This is a genomic window from Arthrobacter sp. 05T410 (genome assembly GCF_056396505.1).
Window position 1 is genome coordinate 82,579 of sequence record NZ_JBFTLP010000014.1, and the last position, 13,763, is coordinate 96,341.

General features: G+C 68.3%; 10 protein-coding genes. 3 read left to right on the forward strand and 7 right to left on the reverse strand.

Features of this window, described 5'->3' with window-relative positions; genetic code table 11:
• Positions 1 to 24: 24 nt before the first annotated feature.
• Entirely contained in the window at positions 25 to 1,773 is a 1,749-nt protein-coding gene (locus AC1DFR_RS16220; protein ID WP_476873887.1) for a 5-oxoprolinase subunit B/C family protein, read from the forward strand.
• Positions 1,773 to 3,524: an acetyl/propionyl/methylcrotonyl-CoA carboxylase subunit alpha gene (locus tag AC1DFR_RS16225; RefSeq protein WP_476859680.1), complete on the forward strand. Its 1,752-nt coding sequence runs from the start codon at positions 1,773 to 1,775 to the stop codon at positions 3,522 to 3,524. The genes AC1DFR_RS16220 and AC1DFR_RS16225 overlap by 1 nt, the downstream gene beginning before the upstream one ends.
• Before the next feature lie 422 nt (positions 3,525 to 3,946).
• Here AC1DFR_RS16225 and AC1DFR_RS16230 read toward each other — a convergent pair whose 3' ends face one another.
• The 7 genes from AC1DFR_RS16230 to AC1DFR_RS16260 form a co-directional block, all read right to left on the reverse strand.
• The gene (locus AC1DFR_RS16230) at positions 3,947 to 4,714 is read right to left on the reverse strand and encodes a GntR family transcriptional regulator (protein WP_476873882.1); all 768 of its coding nucleotides are present in this window, start codon (positions 4,712 to 4,714) and stop codon (positions 3,947 to 3,949) included.
• A gap of 51 nt (positions 4,715 to 4,765) precedes the next feature.
• Positions 4,766 to 5,455 carry a hypothetical protein gene (locus AC1DFR_RS16235; RefSeq protein ID WP_230012466.1) on the reverse strand — a complete coding sequence of 230 codons (690 nt, stop codon included), beginning with the start codon at positions 5,453 to 5,455 and terminating at the stop codon, positions 4,766 to 4,768.
• A 70-nt stretch (positions 5,456 to 5,525) separates the two neighbouring features.
• Positions 5,526 to 6,347, reverse strand: a complete 822-nt coding sequence (locus AC1DFR_RS16240; RefSeq protein WP_476873883.1) for an HAD-IIA family hydrolase — start codon at positions 6,345 to 6,347, stop codon at positions 5,526 to 5,528.
• A gap of 226 nt (positions 6,348 to 6,573) precedes the next feature.
• Complete coding sequence (eat, locus tag AC1DFR_RS16245) at positions 6,574 to 7,983, reverse strand: ethanolamine permease (protein ID WP_028278167.1); 1,410 nt, start codon at positions 7,981 to 7,983, stop codon at positions 6,574 to 6,576.
• A gap of 300 nt (positions 7,984 to 8,283) precedes the next feature.
• On the reverse strand, positions 8,284 to 10,035 hold the full coding sequence (locus AC1DFR_RS16250) for a glycerol-3-phosphate dehydrogenase/oxidase (RefSeq protein WP_476873884.1): 1,752 nt from the start codon (positions 10,033 to 10,035) through the stop codon (positions 8,284 to 8,286).
• Between the two features lie 131 nt (positions 10,036 to 10,166).
• Positions 10,167 to 11,537 (reverse strand): iron-containing alcohol dehydrogenase, encoded by a 1,371-nt coding sequence (locus AC1DFR_RS16255; RefSeq protein ID WP_476870273.1) that lies wholly within the window; start codon positions 11,535 to 11,537, stop codon positions 10,167 to 10,169.
• Positions 11,521 to 13,023 (reverse strand): xylulokinase, encoded by a 1,503-nt coding sequence (locus AC1DFR_RS16260; RefSeq protein ID WP_476873885.1) that lies wholly within the window; start codon positions 13,021 to 13,023, stop codon positions 11,521 to 11,523. Before AC1DFR_RS16260 ends, AC1DFR_RS16255 begins: the two co-directional genes overlap by 17 nt.
• 331 nt (positions 13,024 to 13,354) lie before the next feature.
• Between AC1DFR_RS16260 and AC1DFR_RS16265 the strand changes: the two genes are divergently transcribed.
• On the forward strand, positions 13,355 to 13,763 hold a 409-nt coding region (locus AC1DFR_RS16265; protein ID WP_476873886.1), incomplete at its 3' end, for a hypothetical protein.

The window sequence follows — 13,763 nt, forward strand, 5'->3', positions numbered from 1 at the left end:
GCACAATGATTGAGGCAACCCGTGATTGAGACAGCAGGGGAACCCCTGAAGGTACAAGCCGCCGCAGCAGGCGAAACCGCAGTTCACAAGGTCCGCTCCGTGCGGGCCGTGGGGACGCGCGCGGTCCTCGCAGAGCTCTCCGGCACCCAGGACGTGCTCGCCCTCCAGGCGCTGCTCCTCGAGAAACCGCTGCCGGGCCAGCAGGACATCCTGGCCGCGGCCGAGACCGTCCTGGTCAAGGCCGAATCCCCGGCCTCGGCCCGGCGCATCGCCACCCGCCTGATGCAGCTCGACCTCACCGCACCCGTGCAACGCGACGGCGAGCTGGTGGTCATTGACACCGTGTACGACGGCGAGGACCTCGCCGAAGTCGGACGGCTCACCGGCCTGGGAACGGACGGCGTGATCGCCGCCCACTCCGGGCAGGTCTGGACCGTGGCCTTCGCCGGCTTCGCCCCCGGATTCGGATACATGATCGGGGAGAACCAGCAGCTGGAAGTGCCGCGCCGCAGCTCGCCCCGCACCGCAGTTCCCGCGGGCTCCGTGGCGCTGGCCGGCAACTACTCGGCCGTGTACCCGCGCCGTTCCCCGGGCGGCTGGCAGCTGATCGGGCGCACCAACGCCAAGATGTGGGACTTGGACCGGGAGCCGCCCGCCCTGGCCGCCCCCGGCCACCGGGTGCAGTTCCGTCCGGTCCGGGATGCACTCGCCCTCGCGGCCGAGCCAGCCACCGAGCCAGCTGTCGAGCCGGCCGCGGCGCCTGCGGCCGAGGGCACCGCGCCGGAACCGGTTGCCGGGCAGGACGTCACGGCCGGGATCCGGATCGTTTCACCGGGCCTTCAGAGCCTGATCCAGGACCTCGGCCGGGACGGCCACTCCGGCCTGGGCGTCTCCGCCGCCGGCGCGCTGGACCGGGCCTCACTGCGCCGGGCCAACCGCCTCGTCGGCAACGCCCCCGGCGCAGCCGGCATCGAGACCGTCGCGGGCGGACTCAAGGTCCAGGCCATGGGGGACCAGGTCCTCGCCGTCGCCGGGGCGCCGTCGGAACTGAGCATCGCGTCCGCACCGGACGACGCCGGCGATACGTGGCAGCGCACCGTGCCGGTGGCCACTGCCTTCGCGCTGCTCGACGGCGAAACGCTCAGCATCGGTGCGCCGCACAGCGGCTTCCGCAGCTACCTTGCGGTCCGCGGCGGGGTGGATGCCGCCCCGGTACTGGGCAGCCGCTCCACGGACACCATGTCCGGGATCGGTCCTCCGCCCCTGGCCGCCGGGCAGCAACTGGGCGCCGGCGGAGAAGCCGAGACCGGCGTCGTCGGAAATCCCGAACTGCAGCCGGACTACCCGGGCACCGGGGTGACCGTCCTCGACGTCGTCCCCGGCCCCCGCGCCGACTGGTTCGATCAGGCGGCACTGGATTCCTTCACCGCCCAGGACTGGGCCGTGCTGCCGCAGTCCAACCGCGTCGGCATGCGGCTGGACGGTACGCCGCTGCAGCGCAGCCGCCAGGGCGAACTGCCCAGCGAAGGCACCGTCGCCGGCGCCCTGCAGGTCCCGCCGGAGGGCCTGCCCGTGCTCTTCCTGGCCGACCATCCGATCACCGGCGGCTACCCGGTGATCGCCGTGGTGGTCGACTCCCAGCTGGACCTCGCCGCCCAGGTCCCGATCGGCGGCAGGATCCGCTTCCGCTGGGCCGAATCCGCCACCACCGAACACCCCACCGAACACGGCACTACTGAACACGCCACCACCACAGAAGAAGCGAGTAACTGATGCGCAAGGTCCTGATCGCCAACCGTGGAGAAATCGCGGTCCGCATAGCCCGGGCCTGCGACGACGCGCAGCTGGCGTCCGTCGCTGTCTACGCCGACATCGACGCCGACGCCCTGCACGTCTCGGCCGCGGATGAGGCCTTCAGCCTGGACGGCAACTCGCCCGCGGACACGTACCTGAACATCCCCAAGCTCCTCGCCGTGGCGGCCCAGTCCGGTGCGGACGCCGTCCACCCCGGCTACGGCTTCCTCTCCGAGAACGCCGACTTTGCCCAGGCCGTCCTCGACGCCGGGCTGACCTGGATCGGTCCGACGCCGGACGCGATCCGGCTGCTCGGGAACAAGATCACGGCCCGCGACGCGGCCGTCCGGGCCGGCGCACCCCTGGTGGCCGGCAGCGACGGTCCCGTCGACACGGCGGCCGAGGCCCGCGCCTTCGCCGAAGAGCATGGCCTGCCGATCGCCATCAAGGCCGCCTTCGGCGGCGGTGGCCGCGGCATGAAAGTGGTCCGGGTCATCGACGAGGTCGAGGAAGCCTTCGACTCCGCCGTCCGGGAAGCCGTTGCCGCCTTCGGGCGGGGCGAGTGCTTCGTGGAGCGCTACCTGGACCGTCCGCGCCACGTCGAGGCGCAGGTCCTGGCGGACGCGCACGGCAACGTCGTGGTCGTCGGAACCCGCGACTGCTCCCTGCAGCGCCGGCACCAGAAGCTCCTCGAAGAGGCCCCCGCGCCGTTCCTGACCGACGAGCAGACCACGCTGATCTACGACGCCGCCAAGGCCGTCTGCCGGGAAGCGGGCTACTCCGGCGCCGGCACGGTGGAATTCCTCGTCGCGGCGGACGGCACCGTGGCCTTCCTGGAGGTCAACACCCGGCTCCAGGTGGAGCACCCCATCACCGAGGAAACCACGGGGATCGACCTCGTCCAGGAACAGTTCAGGATCGCCGCGGGCGAGCCGCTGCGCCTGGCCGAAGACCCGGCACCGCGCGGACACGCCTTCGAATTCCGGCTTAACGCCGAGGACGTGGGCCGCGGCTTCCTGCCCTCGCCCGGCACCATCGGCGAATTCGCCGGTCCCACCGGCCCGGGCATCCGCCTCGACACCGGCGTCCGCTCCGGGTCCTTCGTCGCGCCGCAGTTCGATTCCCTGCTCGCGAAGCTGATCGTCACCGGCGCGGACCGCCAGCAGGCCCTGCGCCGTGCCCGCCGGGCCCTCGCCGAAATGCGGATCACCGGGGTCGCCACCGTGCTGCCCTTCCACCGGGCCGTGCTGGAATCCCCGGACTTCACCTCCGAGGACGGCCTCGGCATCCACACCCGATGGATCGAAACCGACTTCGCGGACAGCATCCCTGCCGATCCGGACTACAGCACCACCGCGCCCGACGGCGAACGCCGCACCATCACTGTCGACGTGGACGGCAGGCGCCTCGCCGTCGGCCTTCCGGCCGATCTGCTCGACGCCTGGGCCCGCTCGGGCAGCTCCGCGCCCGCCGGGGTGTCGGTAGCGTCCGACGGCGGTGCCGCCGCCGCTGGCGACCCTGGGGAGCTGCGCGCGGACATGGCAGGGACAGTCGTGAAATGGCTCGTCGAGCCGGGAGCCGAAGTCTCGGCCGGGGACCCGGTGGTGGTCCTTGAGGCCATGAAGATGGAAACCCAGGTCTCCGCGCACCGGGACGGCACCGTCACCGACGTCCGCACCAAAGCGGGCGGGGTTGTCACGGCCGGCGCGGTGCTCGCGCTGATCGGGTAGCCGCATTCTGCTGATGTTTGGCGCGTGACTGGGCCGTTTCCGCTGGCGGAAGCGGCCCAGTCACGTTCGAGCGGGCGTGGCTATGCCTCCAGCCCGAGTCCGCGCCTGCCGATGGGGTTGAGTTCCTTCTCATGGAACCGGTTATCCCAGTCGGCTTCATAGTGCTCTTCGGGAAAATCCCGGGGTGAGCGTCCGGCTTTGAAGTCCTCTGCCACTCGGTACAGAAGGGCCCCTGGCCGGGGCCTCATTGCACGCCCGTGAAGCGGCAGTGGAAGGGATCTGGTCCGAATACCGCCGGTGATCTCCAGGTGACCTTCAAGTGATCGGCCGGTTGCGAGCCGAACAACCTCTACAACGGGAACGGCCGGGCACGCTGGCGAGCATGCCCGGCCGTGTGTCCGGTGGTTGTGGTTGTTGCCCGGTCAGGTCCGTGACTCTGAGAGGGCCGGAGCGGCCTGGACCTGCTGGGCGGGTGGCTGGGCGCGGCGGTTGAGCCACATTTCGAAGACGTCGCTGGTGTGCCACTCGAAGGAGGCGAGCACCGGGGTGCCGTTGATGTCGTAGTCGACCTCGTCGAAGTAGAGCAGCGGGACGCCTTCTTTGACCTGGAGCTGTGCGGCCTCAGGGGGTCCGGCGAGGACGGGGAGCAGCTTGGCCCGCCCGTTCCGGACGCCGTAGTTGAGGGTCTCGAGCAGGTCGAACAGGGACGGGCCGAGGTTGGACCGGGCCGCTTCGGGCACGAGGGCCAGAGGGACGCGGTCGAGGCTGTAGACGACGGGCCGGGCATCGGCGAACCGGACCCGTTCGACGATGACGACCTCGGCCCCGCGGTCCAGGCGGAGCCGGGCCCGGTCGCCGTCATCGGCGGGTACCACGCGCTGGGAGATGATCCGGATGCTGGGGGTGAACCCGGCGGCCTGAATCATCGCGGTGTAGCTGACGTTCAGGTCCAGCGCGTGGCGCTGCGGCACCCTGGTGACGTAGGTGCCTTTGCCATGGAGGCGGGAAAGGTACCCGGCGTCGATCAATGCCCGGTAGCCTTCGCGGACCGTGGCGCGGCTCACCGCGAACTTCACCGACATTTCGTCCTCGTTGGGGAGCCGGTCGCCGACGTTATACGTGCCGTTGCTGATGAGCTCGGTGAGTTCATCTCGAACCTGTTCTGCAAGATTTGGCCGGCGACCTGACATGGTGTCCTCCCTGGGGCAATAAATCCAGTGTACTGGCGGTGCGGGTTCTGGTTAGACGCGGGCGCCGGCGGCGGCGTCGGCGTAGGACAGGGCGGTGCGGACCTGGGACACGACGTCCTTTTCGCCGGGGAGCTTGCCGTCGAAGATGGCCGCGCCGATGGTGAAGCCCCAGACGCCGGCTTCGGCGAGACCGCGGATCTGGTCCTCGTTGACGACCGAGCCGGCAGCGATGGTGGGCCCATCGACAACGCGGGCGACGGCGGCGGTGAGTTCCAGCGGATCGACGGTGGCGTGGCGGTAGGCGAGCAGGTCCACGCCGTGGACGCCCTCGAGCTTGGAGAGTTCGGCGGCGTGCGCGGTGATCTCCTCGATGGTGCCGAGCAGTGCGCTGGGGTGCCCGGCGACGCGGCCGGGGAAGGGGGCGAACTTGATTCCGGTGCCGGCGAGCTTCTCGACGGCCTCGGCGGCGAACTTGCCGCCCACGATCCAGTCCACGCCGGCGGCGATGGCGGCGTCGATGGAGTCCATCTCATCAGCCTTGTCGACCGAGACCACCTCGAGGTAGACCACCAGGTCCGCGGCGTGCGCGGCGGCGGTCAGCTCACGTGCCTTCTCGGCGGTGGCGCCGACGTCCTTGAAGCCGATGTGGCGCAGCCCGGTGTCCTTGACCTGCTCGAGGACCTCCAGGGCGTTGTCGACGGTGCGGTCGTTGTGGGTGAGCATGAAGATGAATTCAGACATTGTTCTTGTTCTTTCGCTTGTGGTGGGTGGTGCTGGGTGGGTGCTGCTGGTGGGGTGGTGCGTGTGTGGGTCAGGCGGGGAGGAGTCCGCGGACGTCGTCCAGGACGTGGGTCGGCAGGATGCCGGAGGCGGCGAGGTGGTCATCGGTGGTCGCTCCGGACATCACCAGGGCCGAGGCCATGCCGGCATTCAGGCCCATGGCGACGTCGGTCAGGAGCCGGTCCCCGACCATCACGGCCTCGTGGGCCGGGACGCCGAGGCGGTGCAGGAAGGCGTTGGCCATATGGACGCTGGGTTTGCCGACGATCGCTTCGGCGCGTCCGCCGGTGCAGGCCTCGATGGCCGCAAGCATCGCGGCGCAGTCGGGCAGGCCGCCGTCGGGAGTGGGGCAGTACGGGTCGGGATTGGTGGCCACGATCACGGCGCCGGCGTTCACGGCCTGGTAGGCGCGGGTGAGTTTGTCGTAGTCGAAGGTCCGGTCGAAGGAGACCACCACGACGTCGGTCTGGGCCGGGTCCTCGGTCAGGGTGAACCCGGCGCCGCGCAGCGATTCGATCAGGACCGGTTCGCCCACGGCCAGGACACGGGCCCCGGAGTGGCGGCCGGCGAGGTACAGGGTGAGCGCGTCGAGCGCCGAGATTACGTCCTGGGCCTGGGCCGGGATGCCGAGCCGGGTCAGCTTCGCGGCGTAGGCCTCGGCGGTCTCGAGCGGCTTGTTGGTCACGAAGACCACCCGGGCCCCGGACTCGCGCAGCGCCGCCACGACGGTGTCCGCGCCCTCGATCAGGTCATCGCCCAGATACAGCGTGCCGTCCAGGTCGAAGGCGTAGCCCCGGTAGAGCGGGGCCGCTTCGCGGCGGCCGGCTTCTTTGGCCAGTAGTTCAACGGGCATCGTTGCCCTCCTTTCGGCCCCTTGCGGGGCACAATATAAGTCTAACGTTAGACGTCTAACGACTCAAGTCGATGATGGAATCTTTGGAAGAAAGTTTCGCGGTGTGGTGCCGGTGGTGCTGGTGCCGGGCGGGGGCTGCCGGGTCGCGGCGCCCCCGCCGGGCGGTCGGCCAGATCGGCCTGGCGGGCTGGCCGGGCTGTCGGGCTTTTTGGTGGGGCTGGGTTGGTCAGGCGTCTGCGGTGAGGGCCTGGTCGGTGAGGGCGAGTTCTTCTTCGGCGGTGTAGTTGCCGACGCGCTTGCGGCCGACGGCGAAGTAGTAGGCCATGAACAGGGCCACCATGATCACGGCGATGACGAACGCGAGGGGGAAGCTGACCAGGGCTGCGGGGATCAGGATCCCGGCCAGGATCAGTGCGATCCACATCGTGACGCGTCCACCGCGTGCCTTGTAGGGGCGGTGCAGGTCGGGGCGCTTCTTCCGCAGCACCAGGGCTGCGGCCATCATCAGCATGTAGGACACGGCCGCGACGAGCACGGAGAGAGTGACCAGGACCGGGATGGCGTCCGGGAGAATGGTGGCGCCCAGGATGACGAAGACGAAGCCGATGACGCCGGGCACGATCAGCGAGCCGACCGGGGCGTGATGCTTGTTGAGCTTGGACAGTGATGCCGGCAGGTAGCCTGCGCGGGACAGGGCGAAGGTCTGGCGTGAGTAGGCGATCACGATCGCGTGGAACGAGGCGACCAGGGCGGCGAGGCTGAAGATCGCGATCACCGGGACGATCCAGGTCTGGGATCCCACGACGTTGGACAGGGCCACGGTCAGCGGGGCCGCTGCGCCGGGGAAGTCGGACCCGCCGACGCCGGCGGCGACGGTGAGGGTGCCGAGGCCGATCACGGCGAGGGTGATGAAGGCCATGATCAGGGCCTTGGGGATGTCCTTGGCCGGGTTCTTGGTCTCTTCGGCAGCCATGGGGAGGCTTTCGATGGCGAAGAAGAACCATGCGGCGAGCGGCAGGGTGGCCCAGAGGCCGCCGATGCCGTTGGGCAGGATGGCTCCGCCCGAGTAGGCGTTCAGGTTATCCAGTGACATCTTCGGCGCACCGATCACCATGAAGACAATGAGGCCGACGACCGCGACGGCGGTGAACACGAATTCGATCTTCATCGAGTTGCCGGCGCCCAGGAGATGGACCACGGTCGAGCCGATGTAGAGGACTGCGGCGCTGACCAGGACCGGCACGTCGGGGAAGAGGACCTGCACGTAGGCGCCGACGGTCAGCGCCACCGCGACCGGGGCAAACACGAATTCCAGAAGGACGCTGACTCCGGCGAGGTAGCCCCAGACCCGGCCCAGTGCTGTGCGGACGTAGGCGTAGGCTCCACCGGCGTGGGGTACTGCTGCGGACAGTTCGCCGATCACGGTTGAGAGGCCGGCGTAGAGCAGGCCCATGATCGCGATTGCGATCAGGTAACCCCAGTAGCCGGTCAGGCCCAGGCCCGCGTTCCAGCCGTAGTAATCACCGGAGATCACGGCGCCGACGCCGATGCCCCAGAGCAGGACGGGCCCTGCAACCTTGTGAAGATTCTTCTTCTTGTGCTCCGCCTGCACTGGCGAAATTGTGGCTTGTGACACTGACCTGCTCCTTTGCGGGTTGTATCCATCATCGGCGCCACGGGAGGTGGGCCGTCTGATGTTTGACGAGGAAGCCGCGGGATTGCTCCGGTGGCTGGGTGCCGGGCTGAAATCAGCGCTCCGGGACCGGGTGTTTCGAAGGGGTGTTACGAACGGCCGCCGCGGGGCGGCGGGCCTGGCTTTTCTCTGGCGTCATCGGCAGGGAAAGTGTCCGGAAGGGGCTTTCGCGACCTTGTTCATCAAGCATACCAAGTCGTTAGACGTCTGACAAGAGAAAGTTTTTGTTGTTTTCCGGGACGGTTAAGCGTGCAGGCCGGCCGCCGCGCGGGCGGCAGGAACTGCCCTTTTCATGACAGCATCGGCAGAGGCGTCATCGGGTACGGAGATCGCTTCCCGCTGGAGGCGCACGAATTCCTGATAGCGCTCCAGTTCGTCGTCGACGTCTTGCGCAGTCCACTCCAGGGCCGGGGCCACGGCCCTGGCAACCTCGGATGCGGCTTCTTCGCCGAAATCCTTGGATTCAATGGAAATACGCAGGCGGCGCTCAAGGACGTCCTCCAAATGCAGGGCCCCTTCGTGCGTCACTGCGTACAGCGCTTCAGCCAGAAGGGCGCCGCCGCCGCCGCAGATCTCCAGCCCGAGAACCCTGTTCCCGGCCACAGGCTTCAAGACTTCAGTGGCCATGTTTCCGTATCGACCGACCAGGCGTGCTGCGTGGCTGGACGGCAGCCCGAGGGTTTCGAGCATGTAGGCGCAGACGCTTTCAATCTCGGCGGCAACGAAGTTTTCGCCACCGAGGAGGGGCAGGTCCAGTGTTTGCGAGGGGCGGGCAGTGCTTCGCCCCTGTGTCGCGGCGTCCACAGCGTCCTTTGCCATGACCCTGTAGGTGGTGAGTTTGCCGCCGGCGATCACCGCGATGCCCTCGTGGGGCACGTCAACGACGTGTTCCCTGCTCAGCTGCGCGGTCGAGCCTGCCTTGCCTTTCACGAGCGGGCGGAGTCCGGCGTAGACACCGAGGATATCCTCGTGGACGATCGGGACCTCGAGCACCTTGTTGACGTGATCGAGCAGGTACTGGACGTCCGCGGAGGTGGCGGAGGGATTCGTTTTTCCCAGGTCCCATGGCGTGTCGGTGGTGCCGATGATCCAGTAGTTGCCCCAGGGGATGACGAAAAGGACACTTGCCCCTGCCCGCAGGATCAATCCCATGGTGGACGGGAAGCGATCACGGTCAACGAGGATATGAACCCCCTTGGACATGGTGACTTCGACTGCCGAGTCGACGCCGATCATGGTTTGCGATTCTGCGGTCCACACACCCGTTGCGTTGATGATGGAGCGGGCCCGCACCTCGAACCGCTCACCCGTCTCTTCATCCGAGACGAGTACTGTGTGGTCCGCGCTGCCGGTGCCGGGCATGATCTCCACTGCGCCGGCGCGATTCATCGCATGGACGCCCCGCGACACCGCAGTGCGCACGATCGTTGCGACCAGCCTGGCGTCATCGACCTGGGCATCAAAGTAGCTGATGCCCCCACGGCATGCAGCGCGGTTCAGGCCGGGCAGTTCAGCCCTGACGCGCTTGCGGCTGAGGTGGCGGTGCAGGCCGACGCCCGGGTGGCGGCCGCCGGCATAGCTGAACAGGTCATACAGGGCCATCCCGGCCCCCACATAAAACCGCTCGGCCAGCGGCGCGGTGACGGGGTAGAGGAACGAGACAGGCCTGACGAGGTGGGGTGCGATTGTGCGCAGGAGAAGGCCGCGCTCCACAAGAGCCTCCTTGACCAGCTTGAAGTTGAGCTGCTCAAGGTAGCGGATTCCGCCGTGCACCAACTTGGAAGACCGGCTGGAGGTGCCGCTGGCCCAGTCGCTCTTCTCGATAATGCCGACCGTAAGTCCCCGCGATGCCGCATCGAGGGCAGCGCCGGCGCCGACAACGCCGCCGCCAATAACAAGCACGTCGAGTACTTGTGACTTCATCGCAGCGCGGGCTGATTCGCGTTGCGCAGTGTTGAGTCGCCCGGTTCCGGCGGAAGTGGCGGTCTTGCTCATTGTGGCCTCCATGGGTCTGCCTGCCTTTCGTGGCCAGGCTTCATCAGTGTGGGATGTCATTAGACGTCTGACGAATAAAGGTGGGTATTGTTGGTTCGGGAATTGGCTTCGCTTGCGGTGGGGCCCGGCGTTTACAGTCCGGCGCCGATCCGCTCTGCCTCGGCGAGGGCGGCCAGGACGTCGGTCTTGGTCCAGGCTCCGGTGAGGTAGGCGAGATCGGCGATGTTGAAGCGGTTGCGCATGAGGTGGCAGTTCGTGAGCGCCCAGATGACGTCGTCTTCCTTGCTGGGGTTTTCCAGTTCGGAGAAACGGGTCGGCGCGCCGGCGGCGCGGAGCGCCGCGACGATGGCTTCCGGTTCGCCCAGCAGGCCCGAGAGCACCTCGGCGTGGGCCGGCCAGGCTGCGGCGGCGTCGCGGATTTTGGCCCCGGCATCGACAGCGCGGAGGTGTTCGAGTTTCTTGGAGTAGTCGGACCAGCACTCGTTGCTCGTGGAGCCGGCCTCGTCCATCCAGTCGAAGGCCTCCCGGACGGTGCGTTCGGCGTCGTCCGGCTCGGGGAGCCGGAGGGCGCCGAGGCTTCCGGTGCGGAGCTTCTCGTTCATGTTCCGCCAGAGGATCGCGACGATGACGGTCGCGACGCCCACCTGGGCGCCGTGGTGGGCGGTGTCTGTGCCGCGGGCCGTGCTGGCCATGTCCAGGAGGTGGCTGATGACATGTTCCATGCCGGAGGACGGCGAGGTTTGTCCCGCGACGCCCATTGAAATGCCCGACAGGGTCACGAACTTGGCCAGCGTCGACAAGGACTCCGGGTCAGAGGTCCCCACGCCGGGGGCAAGGCCCAGGAGTTCGGCGCCGTGGCGGCGGGTCATGGTCGCGGCCTCGGCGGAGTAGCCGCGGTCCATCTCGACGAGGGAGGACAGGTACCAGTCCGCGGGGGCGGTGAACATCGAGATCATGTCGCCGAGTCCGGAGCGGTTCAGCAGTGCCGGCGCCCCTTCCAGGACGTTGCTGTCGACCACCAGTGCGTTGGGCCAGCCGGAGTGGGCGGTGCGCTTGACGCCGTTGATCAGCAGCACGGACTGGTCATCGGCGAAGCCGTTGACGGAGGCGGCGCTTTGCACGACGACGTGCGGCCGGGTCCCGGCGGCGACCTTGCCGATGTCGCACAGGGTGCCGGAGCCGATGGTGACGATGACGTCCGCGCCGGCACAGCCGGCGGTCGCAGCGCTCACGGTGGTCTCGTCGGCGTGGACGTGGCCCGGGAGGGCCACGGTGGTGACCGTGCCCAGGGTTTCCAGGAGGGCCGTGACGGCGGGCTTGAGGTGGGTACCCGAGCCGGTGGTGTAGACGTCCTCGTCGGTGAGGACGGCGATGCTGTTATGGGCCGGGAGGGCGGCGACGATGTCGTGGACGGAGTCCAGCACGTCGGCGCCGATGACGACCTGGTCGAGGCCGACCAGGGGGTGGGAGAGGTAGCGGTCGAGGTCAGACGAGAGCGTCATGGCGTGTTTCTTTCTGCGGGATGGATTCGACGGCGTCGAAGAGGGAGCGGTAGTCCTGGTAGGCCATTTCAAGGGCCTCGGCATGGGCAGGGTCGGGGTCGATGCTGACCGGGTCGAGTTCGACCACGGCGTCGACGGCGGATTCGAGGCTGGCGAAGGTGCCGGCGGCGACGGCGGCGAGCAGGGCCCCGCCGGTGGCGCTGGTCTCCTCGGTGAGCACCTTCTGGATCGGGGTGTTGCAGAGGGTGGCCTTCGCCGAGAGCCACAGCGCGGAGCGGGCCCCGCCGCCGACGACCCGGACTGACCGGGCCAGGCCCATGGCGTCGATCCGGTCGTAGATGTCGCGGAACGCGAAGCAGTTCGCCTCGATGATCGCCCGGGCCATGTCGGTGGAGTCGTGGTTCATCGACAGCCCGGCGAACGTCCCGCGCAGGGAGTCGTTCCACCGGGGCGCCATGGAGCCGGTCAGTGCCGGGATGAAGCGGACCCCGCGGGCGCCGGGTTCTGAGCGGGCGGCGCGGTCGAAGAACTCCTGCTGGCTGACGCCGAGGACGTTCTGGGCAAACCACAGCGTGTTGCCGCCCGAGACAAACCCGGGGTTCTCGATCAGGTAGGTGCCGTCCACGGCGTGCGCGTGGGTCTCGACGAGTTTGGTCTCGTCGAAGACCGGGAAGGCGCTGGAGACCCCGACCGGTTCGGCCGTGCCGAGGATATCGACGACCACCCCGGGCCGGACTCCGCCGGCGCCCAGGCATGCGGCGTGGTCGTCGCCGGTGCTGACCACGACGGCGCAGCCCGTGGTCAGCCCCAGCGCCGCAGCCGCCTCCGCGGTCAGGGTCCCGGCGACGTCGGTGGCGCGGCCGATCTCCGGGAGCTTGGCCCGGTCCAGCCCGGCGGCGTCGATGAGTTCATCGCTCCAGTCCCGGGCCACCACGTCATAGAGCAGCGAGGACGAGGAATTCGCGTGGTCCTGGATCGAACGGCCGGTCATCCACGCGACGGCGTAGCCCCCGACCGAGGGCAGCGATGCGGCCCTCCGGTACACCTCGGGCTCGTTGTCGGCCAGCCACATGAGCTTTGGTCCGGTGTGGCTGGCGTCCAGGTTCAGCCCCGTCCGGGCGAACAGCCAGTCCGGATCGATCGCGTTCCCGAGCCGGGCAACCTGCTCGGTAGCGCGCCGGTCCAGCCAGATAATGGCCGGCCGCAGCGGACGCATGTCGGCGTCCACCGGCACGACGCCGTCCACCTGGCTCGAGAGCCCGATATGGGTCACCTCGGCCGGCTTTACACCGGTCCGGGCCAGCACGGCCCGGACGCTGGAGGCAATCCCGTGCCGGTAGTGCGCCGGATCCTGCTCTGCCCAGCCGCTGTGCGGGTGCGCCATCGCATACCCGCTGCTTGCGGTCGCGACGATCACGCCCTCCGGCGACATCAGCACCGCCTTCGCGCTCTGCGAGCCAAGATCACAGCCAATTACATATCCCAATGAAATACTCCTTTGTATCCCAGCGGCCTTCCCCCGAAGCCATCACCATCTGCGTAAGTCGTCAGACGTCTAATAACTAAGATACGGGGGCTGCTGCCGGCCGTCAACCCCTTCCCGCGGCGGACGGGTCCTGGGTGAACCTTGACCGCTCGCGCAGGTGTGGTAGTTTCGCCAGAAGTATCCGAGGTCTGCTGTCCCGGGGCCATGTTTTGGGGGAATCATGGCTACTTTGAGTGCGCAATTTCGGCGACGGACCGCTCGTCTGGCTGCCGCGTTGGGTGTCTTGCTTGCAGCATCAGCGGTGGCCGCGCCAGCGGCGAAGGCAAACGACGTGCTGACGTCCCCTGTCGCGGTGGCCGAGACGTACGCGAAGCCGACCGTGCCGGGTGCTTTGGTCCCGGTCACGCCCTTCCGGGCACTGGACACGCGGACTTCTGCCGCAGTGCGCCCGGACGGGACCGTGTCCTTCCAGGCCGGCGGGGCCCACGGGATTCCGGCGAAGGTTTCCGCCGTGACCTTCAACCTCACCGTCACCGAGCCACGGTTGATCGGGTTTATCACCGCCTACGCCTCCGGGACACAGCGGCCCGGTTCGTCCAACGTGAACTTCCTCGCCGGCCAGACAGTCGCGAACTCCGTCACCGTACCCGTCGGCGCCGACGGCAAGGTCACCTTGTTCAACCGCTCCTACGGCACCACCCATCTCATTGCCGACGTCTCCGGCTACTACCTGCCCGGGG